A 17,793-nucleotide genomic window follows, 5' to 3' on the forward strand; every position below is an offset into this window, starting at 1 on the left:
CCGTCATCCGACGCGAGCAAAATCCCGCACTTCTGCTAGTGTTCTCCCATCCGTCTCGCTTCCGTGGAGAACACATGCCACACGCTCGCGCCGCGAAACACCAGGCGGACAGCGCACGCCTGAGCGATGCACAAATCGCCGCGGAGGCGACGCGGCGTCTCGCCTGGGACTCCGCGGTCCCTGAACACGCCGTCAAGGTTCACGTCTCGCGCGGTCGCATCACGCTGCGCGGCGAACTGCAGCGCGATCAGCAACGCACCGCCGCACTCGAAGACGTGACCCGCCTGTTCGGCGTAACCGGCGTTTCGGATCACACCGTCGTCAAGCCCAAATGAGCTCAGGCTGCATCCGTTTGCCGCAACAGCGTGCGGCAATGCCTCGCGATCTGCTTTTCCTCTTCCGTGTGAATCGCCCTCACCTTGCCCGCCGGATCGTTTTCCGTTAGGCCCATGAAAGCGAGCCCGTCGCACACGCGCCGCCGGATCTCCTCGCTGTGCTCGCCGATGCCACCGGTAAACACCAGCAAATCGATTCCGCCCAGCAACGCCGCATAGCCGCCGATCGTCTTGCGCACCGCAGTGGCAAATGCATCGAGCGCGAGCGACGCATTTGTATCGCCCGCCGCGGCGCGTTTTTCGAGCGCCTGCATATCGCTCTCGCCACCCGCGTAGCCGGCAAGGCCGCTCTCGCGATTGAGCAGCGTCTCCAGCGCGCCCGCGTCGAGCTTCTCCACGCGCATCAGGTACAGCAGCACACCGGGGTCCAGATCGCCGCTGCGCGTGCCCATCGGCACGCCGCCGGTCGGTGTCAGTCCCATCGACGTATCGACCGATTGGCCGTTGCGTAACGCGCACACGCTCGACCCGTTGCCGAGGTGCGCGAACACCGCGCGCGCCGGCAAGCCGGCGCCGAGCCGCGTCACCAGCGATTCATACGAGAGCCCGTGAAAACCGTAGCGCATCACGCCGGCCTCCACATAACGGCGCGGCAACGCGAGCTGCGCCGCGCGCGGCGGCAGCGTGGCATGAAACGCCGTATCGAAGCAGGCAAAATGCGGCGCGTCGGCGAAAATGGTCTCTGCCTCGTCGATCAGCGCAAGCGCCGGAGGAATATGCAGCGGCGCAAAATGCACGGCGTCCTGCAACTGACGGCGCACTTCCGGAGTAATCCGCTGATGCGCGCGCAGATGCGGTCCGCCATGCACCACCCGGTGCCCGACCGCCGAAGGCCGCGCGTGACGCTGTTGCGCGAGAACCCGCGCGAGCTTTTGCAATGCATCGGTCTGCGATTCCAGCTCGTGCTCCTGCTGCACCAGCACGCGGCCATCGGGCGACTTGATCCGCAAGCTGCCGTCGCTGCGTCCAATGCCTTCCGCGCTGCCTTCCAGCAGAAGGGATTCGTCGCCGCCCGTACGCCTGAAGAGCCCGAACTTCAGCGAGGACGAACCGCTGTTCAGCACCAGGATCGTTTGATCCTCTGCACCGTCTTGAGTGCGCATGGTCATGCCTCGCTCAGCCTTTCCACGTCCAGTTGCGAATTTCTTCCCGGTCGATGCCCTCGGCGTGCGCATAAGCCAGGTGCTCGATAACCTGGCCGCGCAGCCATTCCTTCGCATGGTCGCCGACACCGCGCAGTTTCGGCACGCGATCAATCACGTCGATCGCCAGCGAGAAGCGGTCGACCTGATTGATGATGGCCAGTTCGAGCGGCGTGTTGATATTGCCCTTCTCGTGATAGCCGTGCACGTGCAGGTTGTCGTGGTTGGTGCGGTTATAGGTGAGCTTGTGAACCAGCGACGCATACGAGTGGAAATTGAAGATCACCGGCTTGGTCGCGGTAAACAACGAATCGAAATCGCGGTTGGACAGCCCGTGCGGATGCGCATGCTCGGGCATCAGCCGGAACAGGTCGACCACGTTGACAAAGCGGATCTTCAGGTCGGCGAACCGCTCCTTCAGAATCTGCACGGCGGCGAGCGCCTCCATTGTGGCGATGTCGCCCGCGCTGGCGATCACCACGTCCGGTTCGACGCCCTGATCCGTGGACGCCCAGTCCCAGATGCCGATGCCCTTGGTGCAATGGATGACCGCCGCGTCCATGTCGAGATACTGCAGATGCGGCTGCTTGTCGGCAACGATCACGTTGACGTAGTCGCGCGAGCGCAAACAATGATCGGCAACACTCAGCAGGCAGTTCGCATCGGGCGGCAGATAAATGCGCACCACGTCCGGGCTTTTATTCGTGACCACGTCGAGAAAGCCGGGGTCCTGGTGCGTGAAACCGTTGTGATCCTGGCGCCACACGAGCGAGGTAATCAGCAGATTGATCGACGGCACCGGCTGCCGCCAGCCGAGATCGCGTTTGGCTTTCTCCAGCCACTTGGCGTGCTGGTTGAACATGGAATCGATCACGTGGACGAACGCTTCGTACGTGGCGAACAGGCCGTGGCGGCCGGTCAGCACGTAGCCTTCGAACCAGCCTTCGAGCGTATGTTCGCTCAGCATTTCCATCACGCGGCCGTCCACCGCGAGATCGCCGCCGTCCGCGTCGCTCGGCTCGGTTTGCGCGAGCCAGGTTTTTTCCGACGCTTCATAGATCGCGGTGAGCTTGTTGCTCGCGGTTTCGTCAGGACCGAACACGCGGAAGTTCGTCATGTTCCTGCGCATCACGTCGCATAGAAATTTGCCGAGCACCTCGGTCGGCGACGTGTACGTGCCGCCCGGTTTCTTCACCGCCACCGCATAGTCGCCAAACGCCGGCATGTCGAGCGTCTTGCACAGCAAGCCGCCGTTCGCATGCGGATTGGCGCTGATGCGGCGCGCTCCCTTCGGCGCGAGCTCGCGCAGTTCTTCGACGAGACGCCCGGCTTCGTCGAACAGCGACTCGGGCTCGTAACTGCGCATCCAGTTTTCCACCAGCTTCAGGCTCTTGCCATTGGTCACCGGGTCGAGCACCGGCACCTGGTGCGCGCGCCATGAGCCCTCCACCTTGTGGCCGTCGACTTCCTTCGGGCCGGTCCAGCCTTTCGGCGAACGCAGCACGATCATCGGCCAGCGTGGGCGCGTCGCGTCGTTGTTTGCGCGCGCATGCTGCTGGATCGCGCGGATTTCGCCGATGCATTGTTCGAGCGTCGCCGCCATCTGTTGATGCATGACGGCGGGGTCGTCGCCCTCGACGAAATACGGCTTGTGGCCGTAACCCGTCAGCAACGCTTCGAGCTCCTCGCGGGGAATGCGCGCGAGAATGGTCGGATTGGCGATCTTGTAGCCGTTCAGGTGCAGCACCGGCAACACCGCGCCATCGCGAACCGGATTGAGGAATTTGTTCGAGTGCCACGAGGTGGCGAGCGGCCCGGTTTCCGCTTCGCCGTCGCCGATCATCACGGTGACGATCAGGTCCGGGTTGTCGAACGCGGCGCCGTAACCATGCGAGAGGCTATAGCCGAGTTCGCCGCCTTCATGAATCGAGCCCGGCGTCTCGGGCGTGCAATGCGAACCGATGCCGCCCGGAAACGAGAACTGCCGGAAGAAGCGCTGCATGCCGGCTTCGTCTTCGCTGCGGTCGGGATAGATTTCCGAGTAATGTCCTTCCAGATAGCAATGCGCGAGCGTGGCAGGCGCGCCATGACCCGGACCGGCCACGTAGATGACGTTCAGATCGAGCTTCCTGATCAGCCGGTTCAGATGCACGAGCAGGAAACTCTGCCCCGGGTCCGAGCCCCAATGGCCCAGCAGACGGTTCTTGATGTGCTCGGGTTTCAGCGGCTCGCGCAGCAGCGGATTGTCGCGCAGATAGATCATCCCGGCCGAGAGGTAGTTGCAGGCGCGCCAGTAGCGATCCATGTTGCGCAACGTGTCGGCATCCAGGACTTGCGGCGGTGTGGGACGGGAGCTTGCTTCAGCCATGACGTCACTCCTTGGAAAGGACTGTCAGGAAGGTTGGCGGGTACGGCGGCAGTGGTTCGTGATACCGCTCGCGCGAAAAAAATCAGCGCGGCCGGCCATCCTGTCATGCGGATGACATCACGAAAGCGTAGCGGCAAAAGGCCCGTTACAGCAGGATTTCGCGCCGCTACCCGGCGCTCGTCACACAGTGTGACAGGAAGCGTGCCGCATGGTTCGACGCAATCGTCCAGAGCTTGAGCTAACCCCGTGTCCGCCGGATCACGGGCACTCGACTTCGCGCCGCATACGCTAGACTTATGCGCATATCAAGTGAATGCGTTTAAGCTCGTCACGCTGCATGCGCGACGGCGGACCGCATCCGGCATATCACGCGCTGCCCGCCTCCTTCCCTGACCATTCCATCATGCCGACACCCAGCCGCTTCAAAGCACCGTTGATCCTTGTCATCACATTCGTGCTGCTGTTCGCGGGTGTCGCCGTTCTGATCGGCGTGTTCGGCTTGCTGGTCAAGCTGTTCGGCCACGGCTGAGCACCGCCGGGCGGGCATGCCCGGCGCAAACTGTGTATCCTGAGCAATCCTGCCGGCGCCCTCGCGGATATTCTCCCGCCTTTGCGAGACGTGAGGCGCACGGGTTGATTGCAAGGAGATTCCATTGACGGACCACGCTGATACTTCCCCGCCCTCCGGCCAGCCGATCGATCCGGAGCTGCTCGAACTCGCGCAGCAGGTTTTCGACCTCGCGCGGCGCGGCGATGCCGCCATGCTCGCGGCGGTCATAGAAAAAGGCGTGCCGCCGAATCTGCGCAACGACAAGGGCGACAGTCTCGTCATGCTGGCCAGCTACCACGGCCACGTGGACGCCGTGCGCACACTGCTCGAACGCGGCGCCGATCCTGATCTGCGCAACGACAACGGACAGACGCCGATTGCAGGTGCGGCCTTCAAGGGCTTCGATAGCGTGATCGAAACCTTGCTGGCGCATGGTGCGGATGTGGAAGGCGCGTCGCCGGACGGGCGCACCGCGTTGATGATCGCCGCCATGTTCAATCGCACGGCGATCATGGAACTGCTGATCGCGCACGGCGCGAACCCGAAGGCCCGCGATGCGAACGGCGTGACAGCAATGGATGCAGCCGGCCGCATGGGCGCCGGCGACGCGCAAGCGCGCCTGAAGGAGCTCGGCTCCTGAACCGGAGCGCGGCGCGCCGCCGGCAACCCTAGCGTTTCTCCGCCAACAGCCACTCGGCATCCATCTCCACCAGATCGCCGATTCGCTCGACGGTCACATCCGCCGGCGGGTGGCTGGAGATCTCCTTCGGATCGAACGCGTAGTGGCCCTGGCGGGGAAACACCGTGGTCAGTCTGGCGCCCCAGGCTTTTTTCATGGCGGCAAGAATCCGCAGCTTGTCGTCCACCATCACATAATGGCGGGCGGGGTAGCACTCCATCACCTGATCGAGCATCAGCTCCTTGTGGATGTAGATCAGCACCCGCCCTTCGACTTCATCCCATAGCCCCGAGCGGGCAATCTTGCGCGGCTGGAACACCACGTCGCCGTCCGAGAGGATGACCGTGGGACCGCGCGCGCCCAGATGCCGCAACGCATTCAGCGCGCCCGGATACACGCGGCTCGCAAACGGATAATCGATCAGGAACGACGACATCAGCAGCAGCCGCGTATCGCGCGGCTGCTCCAGCCGATACCGCTGCAACGCGCCCAGGTAATCGGCGTAGCCGAGCTCCGTGCGCAGGGTCTCGAAGATTTCCCAATACCGCGCGCTGTTCTGCGCGCCGAACTCGCGCATCATGTGCGCGCGCAGATCCGCGAGTACATGGTCGTTGTCCAGCAAGGTGTTGTCGCAGTCGAACAGAAACACGATGTCATGCGGCGTGGCGGTAGTGGCTTGCATCGCTGCCTCCTGAATCAGCCTTTCGGTCCATCGGCCGGCGTGGCCGCTTTTTCGACGTGGCCGCCGAAATCGTGCCGCATGGCCGAGAGCACCCGGTTCGCAAAATCCGCTTCGCCGCGCGAACTGAAGCGGGCGAACAGCGCGGCGCTCAGCACCGGCGTGGGCACGCCTTCGTCGATGGCGGCGGCCACGGTCCAGCGCCCCTCGCCCGAATCGGATACGCGCCCCGCGTAGTTCTTCAGATCGGCGTCGCTGACGAGCGAACCGGCAATCAGATCGAGCAGCCACGATCCGATTACGCTGCCGCGCCGCCAGACCTCGGTGACGTCGGCGAGATTCAGCTCGTACTGGTACAACTCGGGGCGGCGCAGCGGCGTTGTCTCGGCGTCGGCCTCGCGCGCGTGCTTACCGGCGTTGGCGTGGCGCAGAATGTTCAGCCCTTCGGCATACGCGGCCATCATGCCGTACTCGATACCGTTGTGAACCATCTTGACGAAGTGCCCCGCGCCCAGCGGCCCGCAGTGCAGGAAGCCCTGATCCGCGGTGCTGCTGCCGCTGACGCGCCCCGGCGTGGCCGGCGCGGTGCCGGCGCCCGGCGCGAGCGTCGAGAAGACCGGTTCGAGCCGCTTCACGACCTCCGGCTCGCCGCCGATCATCAGACAGTAGCCGCGCTCGCGGCCCGCCACGCCGCCGCTCGTGCCGACGTCCACATAGTGAAGCTGACGCTTCGCCAGCTCGGCGCCGCGGCGGATGTCGTCGTGATAGTAGGAATTGCCGCCGTCGATCACGATATCGCCGGGCTCCAGCAGGGGCACGAGTTTCTCCAGCGTCATATCGACCACCGCCGCCGGCACCATCAGCCACACGGCGCGCGGCTTGTCGAGTTGCGCGACCAGATCTTCCAGCGACGCCGCGCCCGCGACACCGTCCTGCTTCAGCTTCTCCACCGCCGCCGGCTGCACGTCGTACGCGATACATTGCTGACCGCCCTTCGTCAGACGCCGCACCATGTCGGCGCCCATGCGTCCCAATCCAATCATGCCTAGCTGCATATCTCGCTCCGGAAAGTGCCTTGTTGCGCTGCTCGATTTTGCTTCGTTGTACTGCGGCAATCTTTGCGTTTTCGCTGAGTGTTTCAGTGGCTGCGTGGTGGATCGCGCGTCACCATGCTTTTACAGCAGTTATGTCTTTCTCTGCGTCTTTCGTTGCATGCACTCCGCGCGCGGCAGCAATTCCGGACCCAGCACACGGCGAAGCGGCACCGCCGCCTGCACGGAAAGACGATACGCTTCTTTGCAGAGGTTTTGCGCGGCGTAAAGTTCCTGGCATCTGCGATTGCGCGGCATCGCGTTCGCGCAGGCTTCGATTCGGCTGACGGCCTTCTTACACTTCGACCCTTGGCCTTCGGTTTCGCAATCAGGACTATGCCGCTAGCGCCGACCTGCCTGGAGCTTGCCGTACCGCGAACGCGCAAAACGCTTCACGGCCTGCCACATCAATGGATAACGATCGCCCGGCACGGCGAACAGCACCAGCGCGCACAACGCCAGCAAGCCGCAGAACATGAACGTGCCGCGATAGCCGAACGCCTGCACCAGCAAGCCCGACAACACGCCCGAGAGAATCGAGCCGACCCGCGCCGCGTTGAAGAACAGCGCGGTGGCGCGGCCCGGCGCATGCGGCATCAGATCCTGCACATAGGTCATGCCGAGACACGAGGTCACGGCGACCACGAACGCGTTGAGCATCTGCATTGGAATCAGCACGTGCACATTGCCCGCCAGCGCCATGCCGGCGAAATACACCGCATGCACCGCCGCGCACGCGCCGAGCCAGTTCGGCTTGTGCAGCGCCGACGACTTCGCGCCTAGCGCGAGCATCATCGGAATTTCCATCAAGGCCCCCAGGCCGAGCATGACGGACACGTCCAGATGCGTGCCGTTCAGGCCATGCACGATGTAGAGCGGCAACACGATCATCGTCGCGTTCGCGGCGAGGCCGAGCAAGGTGAGCGCCGCCACCGCGCGGCCGATGTCGTTGGCCGACGCGACGCCGGGCAAGTCCTCGTGCGCGTCTTCACCGGGCGTGGTCAGCGGCGGCACGGTGATCGAAGCCGACGGCTCGGCCGCCGTGTCTTCCACCGTGTGATCGCCCAGGTGACCCTGCGGCTCCCGCATGCGCCAGACAATGGTCGCGCACGCGCCGAAACTGGCGGCGGCGAACAGAAAGAGTCCGTAGAAGCTGCTGGCGGCGAGCACCAGCGCGCCCACCGACGGCCCGAACACCCAGGCGGCCGACAGGATGGTGCGCAAAGTCGCGCTGGCGAACACGCGCTCCGCCGGGTCGGCGACCGGCAACGCCGCGCGGCTGAACGAGAACACCATTGAAATGGCCGAGCCGCCCGCGCCGATAAAGACGATCCCGACCACCAGCAGCAACCGGTAGTCACGCACCACGCATAAACACAGATAGCCGAGCGCCGCCGCCACCAGCGCTGCCAGCAGCAACGGCCGATGCCGTCCGCTCGCGTCGCTCCAACGGCCCGCGAAGGTGCTGGCGAGCACCCCGCTCGCCGCGATCAGCGTCATGAAGACGCCGAGCCTGAACGGCGTCATGCCGGCGCGCTCGACGCCGAACAGCGAAAGATAGGGAGCGGTGAACGACATTGCCACACCGAGCATCAGGGTTGCGGCGGCGAGCGGCTTGAAGCCGGGAATGCGCAGGAGATCGAAAAAACGTGAGGTTTTCAACACGGGCGGCGGTGGGTCAGGAAAAGCCAGCCTGTGACGCGCAATGCGCACCGCAAACTTCGTGGCCGGAACGACCGGGGCATTATCGGCTTAGCTTGCGGGCGCGTAAACCCGCGGCATCGCGTCCCAAAATTGTGAGGCGCGGCGTTGGCTGGCAACGGCCGGCACGCACCGCGCTACTTGCCGTCGGTTGCGCGCATTTGCTGCGCTTGCGCCTTGTAGTCGTAGGTCGGATAGAACTCGGTGCGATAGCCGCCCCACGCGGTCGTTTCGATCGCCCGGTTGACTTCGCGCAGACGGCTCGCCGGCACGCGCAGCGTGACCACCTGGCCGATGCCCATCATCACGTACCACGACACGACTTCGATGCCCGGTGGCGGAAAGGTCTTGAAGAACCCTTGCGCGCGCAACTGGTCGTTGATTTTCGGCAGCGGTCTGGATTCGTCGTGACGCAGGAAGATGGTGAGGAGGAACGTGTCGTCGGGCGATGTGGCCGGTGTCGCGGCGGTGGCCGCCGCTGCACCTGGCGCGCGGGTCGTGGCCGGGTCCGGCGCAGTGGCCGCGTTCGTGCCCGGGCTCGTGCCTGGGCTCGTGCCTGAGTTAGTGCCTGCGTTGGCGCTCGGGTCCGCACCATATGCAAGCGGCGCAATGCCGAGCGACACGGCCAGCACCGCGGCAAGCACAGAGCGCAAACAGCGGCGAAGCTGACAATGCTGAAAAAACGTGGCTGGACTGCGTGCGGCGACTGCATCTGGCATGGCATGCCTCCATGACGCGTTATGGACGATCTTCGACGGCGCATTCAACGGCGCGCTGCGTTCGATTCGCTTCGGCGCGCGTAAGCGCGGCCTGTGGCCAGCAATATTCGCTCCCGCGCGGCCGCCGCGTGCCGCACGTGGCCGCATCGCTCACACCACGACGTAGCCGCGTTTTTCCAGCGTCCAGCGGTGCCACTGATTGCCGTACATGCCGCAGGCCATGCCGAACAGCACCGAGAGCACCAGGCCGATCACGTCGGCGGTTTCGCCCCACAGGCCCGAGCAGAACAGCAGCAGGTTGACCGCCAGCATGACGAACGCGGCAAACCACATCTTCTTCGATAAAGCCCAGACAAAGCCCAGCAGCAGCGCGCCCCAACTGAAGCCCGTGGCCACTGCGACGGTTTCGTCCTTGCCCGGACAGCGCAGATAAATCCTTTCGCCCATTTCCCTTCCTGAACACAATGATTCGCCGCCTCGCGGCACCCGACCATGTTTAACACGCCATCCGGTCAGAAGTATGCGTTCGCGTGAAATTCGCGCCGCCGCGTGCTTTGCCGCACATCGGCCGGCGCGGCGCTGCCTGACGATCGCGGGCATAGCTGATACTCTTGGCAAATCCGCGCGCAGGGGACGCGAGCGCAGCGCCACCCCTGCCCGCACAGGTTAACCGCTTCGGAGCACGCATGGCCACGCAGACCGCCTATTCTTCCACCGCCCCCTCGCGAGCCGAGCTCGACGCCCTGCCGGGCGCCACCATCGTCGAATTCGGCACGGACTGGTGCGGCTACTGCCAGGGTGCGCAAGCATCGATTGCCAAAGCGCTCGAACCGCATGCGCACCTCAGGCACCTGAAAATCGAAGACGGCCCGGGCCGGCCGCTCGGCCGCTCGTTCAAGGTCAAGCTGTGGCCAACGCTGATCCTGATGCGCGACGGCGCCGAAGTCGCGCGCGTGGTGCGCCCGGCCAACGCGACGCAGATCACGGAGGCTTTCGCATCGCTCTGACGTCGCTTTGACGTCGCGCCGATGTCGCGCTGATTTCAAATTGCATGCGGCGCCGCATACGCACCGCCGCACCGCCCCCACACCGGAGCAGGCAAGACCCACCCGACACCCATGATGCGACAAGCCCTCCACCACCTGAGCGTCAAGGCCCGCACCCGCGGGCTGGTCGAATTCACCAACGACGTGCGCCGCTTCGTCGCCGCGCAAGCCATCGAAACCGGCCTGCTGACGCTGTTCTGCCGCCATACGTCCGCGTCGTTGCTGATTCAGGAAAACGCCGATCCTTCCGTGCAGCGCGATCTGGAACGCTACTTCGCGAGCCTCGCGCCGGAAGACGCCGAGCGCTACGAACACGACGCCGAAGGCCCGGACGACATGCCGGCCCATTTGCGCACCGCACTCACGCAGGTGCAGTTGTCGGTGCCGGTCGAACACGGAAAAATGGTGCTCGGCACCTGGCAAGGCCTGTATCTGTTCGAACACCGCCGTCATACACAGCAGCGGGATATCGTGCTACATCTGCTCGGAGAATGACGGCGCGGTGCGCGGCCGCCGGGTACGTTTCGAATTACGTTGTCGACAGAAATTCGCTGCAAGATTTCATCCGCAAACCGGATTAAAGGGAGCACACCTCATGGACACCCGTAGCGAGCTGCAAGCCACCATCAAGGCAATGGTTCAACCCGGCAAGGGTCTTCTCGCCGCCGACGAAAGCGGCCCGACCATCGCCAAACGCTTCAAGACGATCGGCCTCGAATCGAGCGAGGAAAACCGCCGCGCCTATCGCAACCTGCTGCTCACCACGCCCGGACTCGGCGAATTCGTGAGCGGCGTGATTCTCTACGAAGAAACGCTGGGCCAGAAAGCGGACGACGGCACGCCGTTCCCGCAGCTCGCCGCGAAAAACGGCATCGTGCCCGGCATCAAGGTGGATCTCGGCAAGATTGCGCTCGCGCTCGCGCCGGGCGACGAGATCACCGAAGGTCTCGACGGACTCGCCCGCCGTTTCGTCGATTACAAGCGGCAAGGCGCGCGCTTCGCCAAATGGCGCGCGGTCTACAACATCACGGCGAGCCTGCCGAGCCGTCTCGCGATCGAGGCGAATGCCGATTCACTCGCGCGCTACGCCGCGATCTCACAGGAAGCGGGCATCGTGCCGATCGTCGAACCCGAAGTGCTGATGGACGGCGAGCACACCATCGAGCGCAGCGCCGAGGTCACCGAGGCCGTGCTCCACGCGGTGTTCCATGCGCTGCACCGGCATCGCGTCGTGCTCGAACATATTCTGCTGAAGCCGAGCATGGTGATCGCCGGCTCCGAACACGCGCAGCAGTCGTCGACTGCCGACATTGCCGCTTATACCGTGCGGGTGCTCAAGCGCACGGTGCCCTCGGCGGTGCCGGGCATCGTGTTTCTGTCCGGCGGCCAATCGCCTGAAGAGGCGACCGCGAATCTCGACGCCATGAACCGTCTCGGCGCGTTGCCGTGGAATCTGAGCTTTTCATATGGACGCGCGTTGCAGGAACCGCCGCTGCAAGCATGGAAAGGCGAGCGGAGCCACGTCGAGCAGGCCCAGCAGGCGCTGCTCAAGCGGGCGCGTCTGAATAGCGCCGCGGCACTGGGCAAGTACGAGGCGGCGCAGGAAAAGAGCTAGCGCTGGTGCGGCACGGTCCGTTGCGTCTCGAGACCGAGCGAGCGCAGCGGACCGGTCAACCGAATCAGAGCGGCGCGCCGCCGAACGCCTGGCGCTGCGCGAGCGACACGAAGGCCTGCGCGTCGCGCGCCGCCTGCACCACGGCCGCCATGCCGAAGAACTCGTGCGTGGCGCCACGGTAGTTGCGATGCTCGACGGGCACACCCGCGCTGTGCAATTTCTGCGCGAGCTTCTCACCGTCCGAGCGTAGCGGATCGATGCCCGCCGTCACCACGACAGCCGGCGGCAAGCGTGACAGATCGGCGCTCACCACGTCGATCAACGAACTGGTGAGGTCGCTCTCGCTGTTGATCACGTTATGCAGGAACCACAGCATCATCGGCTTGTTCAAGGGCCGCGCATTGCGATTCTCTTCATAAGAGATCGACACGATGTTGTTGCTCGCCACCGGATAGATCAGCGCCTGATGCATCGGCATGCGCACGCCCGTGTCCCGCGCGTGGATCGCCACGTTGATCGCCAGATTGGCGCCGGCGCTCTCGCCCATCACCGCGATCTTGCCGGCGTCGCCACAGAGTTTCGGCGCCTGCTCGACCACCCAGCGCCATGCCGCAAACGCGTCTTCGTGCGCTGCCGGCAACCTGTGCTCGGGCGCCTGCCGGTAGTGCGCGGAGACCACGATCGCCCGGCTCTGCGCGGCGATGGAACGCGGTGTGGCGTCGTAGGTGTCGAGATCGGCGAGCACCCAGCCGCCGCCGTGAAAATACAGGATCAGCGGAAAGGGTCCCTCGCCTTGCGGCGTATACACGCGCGCAGGATTGCTGCCCGTCGCGCCGGGAATCATGATGTCTTCGGTGCGCACCGCCTCCAGCTCCAGCGAAGGACGCGCGCTGAACGCGGGATCGCTCATCAGTTTCCTGACGGCGTCGGCGGGAGTCGGCTGCTGTCTTGCTTCGGCCACGGTGCAGTCCTCGATGGGCTTCGGGTCGAGGCTCCTGAGCGCGTCGAGCACGGCTTTCATGTCGGGATCGGCGTGACCCGTGGGGTCCATGCCGACCATGCCTTTGATAGTGTCACCGAGTGTCATGGCAAAGCTCCTGATGGAAGAATTCACGGCTCCATCGAAGCTTTTGAAGTGCCCGCCCGACGACCGTGCATGCCGTCGGAGTCGAGCAAGCGCTATACCCGTCGAACGGCCGCATGCCAGCGGGCGAAGCGGCAACACGTCGGATCAAGGTGGATGCGCTGGGCGGATTACGGATTACGCGTGCGATACCGCCGCGCTTGCCCAATCGCAAGGGAATCGCGCCGCGTAGCGCTCCGGCTTGAAACGCACGCCGGTGATCTGACCGTCGTGCGGCGCGCGGCCGAGCCAACCCGACCAGCCGAGTCGCTGCGCGCCGCCCAGAACGGCCGGCGGCGCGCTCCGTGGTTTGAGGCGCAACTCCAGCTCCCACTCGAACTCATGGCCCATGAACGTCCTCACCCACTCCACCAGCCGCGGCAGGTCCGCGCCTTGCGGCGTGAAGCGCAGGTACGCGTCGATATCGAGCGGACCGACTACGACGCGAAAGGTGTGCTGGCGGTCGGCCACCTGTTCGCCGAGCAGCGCACCCACCGTCATGGTCGAAGCGGCGCCCGGCTTGCCCAGATAACTGTGCTCATCCACATCGACGTCGATCCAGTTGAAGACGTATTCGTCGATTGCGACCGGCACGCCGAAGTAATGCTCGAGCGTCATGCGCAAGCCGTCGGGATTACGCGCCTCCCGCACGAGGTGCGCCGAAGCGGATAGCCGTGCGTGCGGCGGCAAGGGGCCGTGGCCGATCTCGCTGATATCGAGGCCGGCAAGGCTCGCCACGTAAAACGAAAAACGCTCGTCGTCCGGCCGGTCGAGTCCGGCGGCAGCCTGCGCGGATGCCCAGGCCCGATACAGCAGCGTCAGATAGCGGTGATGGAAGATGTCGAGGAAATCGGCGAGCGTGGCGTCGTGCCGGCTCTGCTCGCGCTCGCGCGCGATTTCGGTCACGTGAATCGGCAGCGGGCCGTTCGGTCCGAGCATGCCGAGGCCGAACAGGCGTACTTTTAAACGCCCGTCCGCCTCACGTACGTTCGCGATCTCGCTCGGCGCGAAAAACAGGCTGGCTTGCTGCCCGAGACGGAACGGTTCCGCCCGAGGGCGCGTTGCCGTTCCAATGCGATCGATCCGCCTATCCGCGCCGATGCGGCGCAGCAGTGCAAGGAACCCATAGCGCCACGGCTCGTCCTGCAACCGTTCGACCAACGCCGGCGACAGCGAATGACTCGTGCCAGCAGTCACCGCTCCGGAAGAATCGCGCTCCATCATGCCGCTCCGCCCGTGCCCATACGCACCGGCCAGCGCGCGAGATACTGTTTGGGAAGCCGGCTGGACAGATAACGGCGGGGCCTGGACAAGCCGGTCTTATCGATGGTTGATGCGAGCCCGCCTGCTGCTTCGCGCATATAGACCCACTCCTGGTTGTAATAGTCGGGCAGTCGGGAATCCATCGGCGGTTTTGCGTTGCTCTCGCGGCGGACTCTTTGACACGGCCTGTGCGTCGCGTGGATTGCGTGTCCGCATGTAAATCCTGATGTCGGTCCGGTCGATCAGTGCCGCATTCTTACCTGGCGCTTGAAAGCATTCAATCCGCGTTGGCCGGAAACAATCCTCGATTAATAAAGGAAGCAGGTACGCCGGGCACATCCGCGGAATGAAAATAATGGAAACTGTTATGGAAGGTTAACTTTCACGAAAGATCAACGAGTGAATGGCGAACCGATGTCTCGCTCATACAGCCGTGAGATCACACATTCATTGCGCTGCGGGACAGGGGAAATGCCCGGAGGAACGACGCTCCAGGCTTCATGCAGATTTTCGATGGGGTACCGCCTTTAACCGGAAACACCTCACGTCGACCGATATTGCGCGACGTCAGGCCTTCTCGTCACTGTCCCTTCGTATCGCTGCTGGCATCGGCGCCCGGCATATTGGTGGTGTCGGTTGCAGGCCTGGTTGCCTTCGACTTCACATGATGCCTTCTCATCGGCTTCGAATGCGCCGTTGCGCCCGACGCCTGCATGTCGCCGCCTTCACGGGTCGCGCCGGCCGTGGTGCCGCCGTTCGGATCGTTGCCGGCCGGGCCGCCACCGCCGCCCCCGGCGCCTTGGGCCATCGCGAGCGAGGAAGCGGCGAGCAAGGTCGAGATGAGCAGTGCGTTTCGGGTTTTGTTTCTGATGTTCATGACTCTCTCCAGTTCGAAAAAGAAGCGGGTTGCGCCGGCTGAACAACAGCCAGACACGCATACCTCGTTCTCTTTTCAGCAAGCGCTGTGCCGCGAGTCATGAAACACTTCGAACATGCGAGACCGCACGCCGCGGCCTGCGAGCCTTACGGTTCGCAAACCACCAGTGCGTGCAGTTCGTCGATATTGAAAGGCTTGGCGAGAATCGCCACGCCGAGCCGCCGCGCGCGTTCGAGTTCGTCGGCGTAGCCGGTCATCAGCGCGATCTTCTGCGAGGGCCACGCGCTGCGCACTTTCTCCGCGAGATCGATACCGTTGAGCTTGCCGGGCATCTGGATATCGGAGAGCACGAGTTCGAAGCGCGCGCCGGCCGCGAGCACGTCGAGCGCCTCATCGGCGGTCGGCTTGTGACGCACTTCGCAACCGAAGGTTTCCAGCACCGCCGCGACGCCCGCGGCCACTTCCTCGTTGTCCTCCACGAGCAGCACCACGCCGCTCGGCGCAGGTGCAGGCGCTTGCGACATGTCGACTTCGGCGGCGGACGCCTTCTGCCGTTCGCGATATCGCGGCAAATATAGCCGCACCGTCGTGCCGCTGCCGGGTACGCTGTCTATCTTTGCCGTGCCGCCCGCCTGCTCGCACATGGAGAGCACCTGCGCGAGGCCGAGGCCCGTGCCCGAGCCGCGCAGCTTGGTGGTGAAGAGCGGCTCGAAGGCGCGCCGCGCGACCGCTTCGGGCATGCCTTCGCCGTCGTCGGTACAGGCAATCAGCACGTATTCGCCGTCGGGCAGCAAGGTATCGCTGCCGACCAGCCGGTTGTTCTGACAGCGAATCACGAAGTGTCCGCCGCGCGGCATCGCGTCGCGCGCGTTGACGGCCAGGTTCATGAGCGCGAATTCGAGGTCGGTCGGATCGGCCAGCACCTGCCAGACGTCGTCGACGAGGTTCAGCGCCAGTTCCACGTTGTCGCCGAGCGCCGCGTCGATCAGCGGCGCGGCGGCGGGGAGCCACGTGGCGAGATCGAGCGGCTGCTGTTTGAGCGGCTGTTTGCGCGCCACGCTCAGCAGGCGCCGCGTAAGCGATTCCGCCGTGGCGGTGGCGCGCTCCACCGCGAGCACTTCCTTCTCCACGTTGTTGAAGTGCTTGAGCCGCGCGAGCTCCGAGTTGGCGGAGACTACCATCAGCAGATTGTTGAAGTCGTGCGCGACATTCGCGACCAGATTGCCGAGCGCGCCCATGCGCTGCAGTTGCCGGCTCGCGGCTTCGGCTGAAAGACGCATGGCCACTTCGCCCTGCCAGCGCTCCCACGCGCGGCGCTCGCCTTCCAGCTGACGCAGCGAGTAGAGCACCAGCAGCCAGATGGCGATACAGGGTACGGCCGTCAGCGCCGCGATCATCATGAAGTGCTGCCGCCAGGCCGCGCCAATCGACGAGGTCGCGTAGGCGCTCATCACGTAGAGCGGATAATCGCCGACGCGGCGAAACGCCAGCAGGCGCTCCACGCCATCCACCGTCGAATTCAGGCGGACGTGGCCAAACAGCTGTTTGTCACGCAACGCCTGAGTAAACTTGCTGTGCGCACTGGGCTTCGCACCCGGCGGCCACGGCGGATAGCGCACCAGCACGTTGCCGTCCTGGCGATACAGGCCCAGCGCCAATGATGAATCGCCGTTAGTCAGTTCGCGATAAAAGCGCGAGAAGTACTCCTGACGCAGCGCCACCGAGACTACGCCGAGAAACCGACCGCTGGCGTCCGAGCGCCCTGTCGCGGTGGTGAACACATTGGTCTGCGACAGCGGCCCGAACATGGGCAGCGAAAAATACGGCTGCGGACGCATCGCCTTCGCCGAAACGAAGTCTTCGCGCTGATCGATCGAGATGGCCGGCGCGGGAAACGCGCGGCTCGACACCAGCAGGTCACCGTTTGCACCGAGCAGATAGATCGACGACACCTGCGGAAAGTCACCGCCGATTTCGCGCAGACGCTCATGCAAGGCGGCTTCGCGTGCGCGAATCTGCGCGTCGCTCTCGTTGCCGAGCAACTCCACGATGCGCGACGACATCTGCTGGTTGAGGTCCAGCACCTTGACGGCCTGTTCTTCGGCGACGCGCGCGAGCCTGTCGATCATGTCGTCCGAATCGGCGATCCGGCGCTGGTAGTCGAAATAGCCATAGCCCGCCAGACAGATGAGCGGAAACACAATCGAAACCGCGAGCACGATCTGAAGCATGCGCCGCGTCGCCGCGAAATTGCGCGATGGCATGGGGACGTCGACTGCGACTCGTTCAGCACGCTGCACGGTCAAGATCTCCACGAAAGGTCAACATCTCTCAGGGATGGCACGTCACGAGAGGTGTCGCTCGCGGTCGTGCGCTATTTCCATGTCCCGGAATTTACCGCACTTCAGCGCTTCTCCATAGCGTCGCGGGCAGGCTGCGGCAGGACGATCCGCGCTCGTCGCGGGCGCTTGCGTTTGGGCACGTGGATTGCTGCAGCACGGGAATTCAGCAGGTTGAAAGGCGTTCTGCGAACGCGCACTCCGTT

The 17,793-nt window shown here is 64.4% G+C and carries 18 protein-coding genes; 6 read left to right on the forward strand and 12 right to left on the reverse strand.

From position 1 onward, the window contains the following. Positions 1-74 precede the first annotated feature (74 nt). Positions 75-335: a BON domain-containing protein gene (locus tag BXE_RS30320; protein ID WP_040125329.1), complete on the forward strand. Its 261-nt coding sequence runs from the start codon at positions 75-77 to the stop codon at positions 333-335. Between the two features lie 2 nt (positions 336-337). Here the strand turns inward: BXE_RS30320 and BXE_RS30325 are convergent, their stop codons facing one another. Together BXE_RS30325 and BXE_RS30330 are read right to left on the reverse strand one after the other, a co-directional pair. After that, positions 338-1,498: an acetate/propionate family kinase gene (locus BXE_RS30325; RefSeq protein ID WP_040125327.1), complete on the reverse strand. Its 1,161-nt coding sequence runs from the start codon at positions 1,496-1,498 to the stop codon at positions 338-340. Between the two features lie 13 nt (positions 1,499-1,511). Then, positions 1,512-3,905 (reverse strand): phosphoketolase family protein, encoded by a 2,394-nt coding sequence (locus BXE_RS30330; RefSeq protein ID WP_011491938.1) that lies wholly within the window; start codon positions 3,903-3,905, stop codon positions 1,512-1,514. Between the two features lie 337 nt (positions 3,906-4,242). Between BXE_RS30330 and BXE_RS46700 the strand changes: the two genes are divergently transcribed. Both BXE_RS46700 and BXE_RS30340 read left to right on the forward strand, forming a co-directional pair. Next, complete coding sequence (locus tag BXE_RS46700) at positions 4,243-4,434, forward strand: hypothetical protein (protein ID WP_040124693.1); 192 nt, start codon at positions 4,243-4,245, stop codon at positions 4,432-4,434. A gap of 124 nt (positions 4,435-4,558) precedes the next feature. Next, positions 4,559-5,095, forward strand: coding sequence for an ankyrin repeat domain-containing protein (locus BXE_RS30340; protein WP_011491940.1), 537 nt, complete (start codon positions 4,559-4,561; stop codon positions 5,093-5,095). A 28-nt stretch (positions 5,096-5,123) separates the two neighbouring features. On the opposite strand, the gene BXE_RS30345 is transcribed toward BXE_RS30340, so the two are convergent. The 5 genes from BXE_RS30345 to BXE_RS30365 all read right to left on the reverse strand — a co-directional run bounded on the left by BXE_RS30345 (position 5,124) and on the right by BXE_RS30365 (position 9,771). Next, complete coding sequence (locus BXE_RS30345; RefSeq protein ID WP_011491941.1) at positions 5,124-5,816, reverse strand: HAD family hydrolase; 693 nt, start codon at positions 5,814-5,816, stop codon at positions 5,124-5,126. A 14-nt stretch (positions 5,817-5,830) separates the two neighbouring features. Then, on the reverse strand, positions 5,831-6,928 hold the full coding sequence (gene gnd / locus BXE_RS30350; protein ID WP_267886388.1) for a phosphogluconate dehydrogenase (NAD(+)-dependent, decarboxylating): 1,098 nt from the start codon (positions 6,926-6,928) through the stop codon (positions 5,831-5,833). 318 nt (positions 6,929-7,246) lie between these two features. Then, entirely contained in the window at positions 7,247-8,569 is a 1,323-nt protein-coding gene (locus BXE_RS30355; protein ID WP_040125325.1) for a sugar efflux transporter, read from the reverse strand. Positions 8,570-8,742: 173 nt separating this feature from the next. Then, a complete protein-coding gene (locus BXE_RS30360; RefSeq protein ID WP_011491945.1) occupies positions 8,743-9,258 on the reverse strand; it encodes a hypothetical protein in 516 nt (171 codons plus the stop codon). Between the two features lie 216 nt (positions 9,259-9,474). Then, the gene (locus BXE_RS30365; RefSeq protein WP_011491946.1) at positions 9,475-9,771 is read right to left on the reverse strand and encodes a DUF2628 domain-containing protein; all 297 of its coding nucleotides are present in this window, start codon (positions 9,769-9,771) and stop codon (positions 9,475-9,477) included. 239 nt (positions 9,772-10,010) lie between these two features. On the opposite strand from BXE_RS30365, the gene BXE_RS30370 reads away from it, so the two are divergent. The 3 genes from BXE_RS30370 (at position 10,011) to BXE_RS30380 (ending at position 11,985) form a co-directional block, all read left to right on the forward strand. Further along, positions 10,011-10,331 (forward strand): thioredoxin family protein, encoded by a 321-nt coding sequence (locus tag BXE_RS30370; RefSeq protein WP_011491947.1) that lies wholly within the window; start codon positions 10,011-10,013, stop codon positions 10,329-10,331. A gap of 114 nt (positions 10,332-10,445) precedes the next feature. Further along, a complete protein-coding gene (locus BXE_RS30375; RefSeq protein WP_040125323.1) occupies positions 10,446-10,865 on the forward strand; it encodes a secondary thiamine-phosphate synthase enzyme YjbQ in 420 nt (139 codons plus the stop codon). Positions 10,866-10,965: 100 nt separating this feature from the next. Continuing rightward, on the forward strand, positions 10,966-11,985 hold the full coding sequence (locus BXE_RS30380; RefSeq protein ID WP_011491949.1) for a class I fructose-bisphosphate aldolase: 1,020 nt from the start codon (positions 10,966-10,968) through the stop codon (positions 11,983-11,985). 64 nt (positions 11,986-12,049) lie between these two features. Here the strand turns inward: BXE_RS30380 and BXE_RS30385 are convergent, their stop codons facing one another. The 5 genes from BXE_RS30385 to BXE_RS30405 all read right to left on the reverse strand — a co-directional run bounded on the left by BXE_RS30385 (position 12,050) and on the right by BXE_RS30405 (position 17,548). Next, complete coding sequence (locus tag BXE_RS30385; protein WP_040124691.1) at positions 12,050-13,072, reverse strand: alpha/beta hydrolase; 1,023 nt, start codon at positions 13,070-13,072, stop codon at positions 12,050-12,052. 174 nt (positions 13,073-13,246) lie between these two features. Then, positions 13,247-14,332, reverse strand: a complete 1,086-nt coding sequence (gene tssG, locus BXE_RS30390; protein ID WP_011491951.1) for a type VI secretion system baseplate subunit TssG — start codon at positions 14,330-14,332, stop codon at positions 13,247-13,249. Next, the gene (locus tag BXE_RS30395; protein ID WP_040124688.1) at positions 14,329-14,514 is read right to left on the reverse strand and encodes a hypothetical protein; all 186 of its coding nucleotides are present in this window, start codon (positions 14,512-14,514) and stop codon (positions 14,329-14,331) included. Before BXE_RS30395 ends, tssG begins: the two co-directional genes overlap by 4 nt. 437 nt (positions 14,515-14,951) lie before the next feature. Continuing rightward, a complete protein-coding gene (locus BXE_RS30400) occupies positions 14,952-15,248 on the reverse strand; it encodes a hypothetical protein (protein WP_011491952.1) in 297 nt (98 codons plus the stop codon). 146 nt (positions 15,249-15,394) lie between these two features. Further along, a complete protein-coding gene (locus BXE_RS30405) occupies positions 15,395-17,548 on the reverse strand; it encodes a hybrid sensor histidine kinase/response regulator (RefSeq protein ID WP_011491953.1) in 2,154 nt (717 codons plus the stop codon). Positions 17,549-17,793: the final 245 nt, after the last annotated feature.

The organism is Paraburkholderia xenovorans LB400, from assembly GCF_000013645.1.
In the GTDB taxonomy this organism is placed as follows: Bacteria; Pseudomonadota; Gammaproteobacteria; order Burkholderiales; family Burkholderiaceae; genus Paraburkholderia; species Paraburkholderia xenovorans.

Bases quoted from the DNA above. Each gene is read 5' to 3' on its own strand.
- BXE_RS30400 (WP_011491952.1), bottom strand. From the start codon at position 15,248: ATGAACATCAGAAACAAAACCCGAAACGCACTGCTCATCTCGACCTTG.
- BXE_RS30330 (WP_011491938.1), bottom strand. From the start codon at position 3,905: ATGGCTGAAGCAAGCTCCCGTCCCACACCGCCGCAAGTCCTGGATGCC.
- BXE_RS30365 (WP_011491946.1), bottom strand. From the start codon at position 9,771: ATGGGCGAAAGGATTTATCTGCGCTGTCCGGGCAAGGACGAAACCGTC.
- BXE_RS30395 (WP_040124688.1), bottom strand. From the start codon at position 14,514: ATGGATTCCCGACTGCCCGACTATTACAACCAGGAGTGGGTCTATATG.
- BXE_RS30380 (WP_011491949.1), top strand. From the start codon at position 10,966: ATGGACACCCGTAGCGAGCTGCAAGCCACCATCAAGGCAATGGTTCAA.
- BXE_RS30370 (WP_011491947.1), top strand. From the start codon at position 10,011: ATGGCCACGCAGACCGCCTATTCTTCCACCGCCCCCTCGCGAGCCGAG.
- BXE_RS30385 (WP_040124691.1), bottom strand. From the start codon at position 13,072: ATGACACTCGGTGACACTATCAAAGGCATGGTCGGCATGGACCCCACG.
- BXE_RS30320 (WP_040125329.1), top strand. From the start codon at position 75: ATGCCACACGCTCGCGCCGCGAAACACCAGGCGGACAGCGCACGCCTG.
- tssG (WP_011491951.1), bottom strand. From the start codon at position 14,332: ATGATGGAGCGCGATTCTTCCGGAGCGGTGACTGCTGGCACGAGTCAT.
- BXE_RS46700 (WP_040124693.1), top strand. From the start codon at position 4,243: ATGCGCGACGGCGGACCGCATCCGGCATATCACGCGCTGCCCGCCTCC.
- BXE_RS30345 (WP_011491941.1), bottom strand. From the start codon at position 5,816: ATGCAAGCCACTACCGCCACGCCGCATGACATCGTGTTTCTGTTCGAC.
- BXE_RS30375 (WP_040125323.1), top strand. From the start codon at position 10,446: ATGCGACAAGCCCTCCACCACCTGAGCGTCAAGGCCCGCACCCGCGGG.
- BXE_RS30325 (WP_040125327.1), bottom strand. From the start codon at position 1,498: ATGCGCACTCAAGACGGTGCAGAGGATCAAACGATCCTGGTGCTGAAC.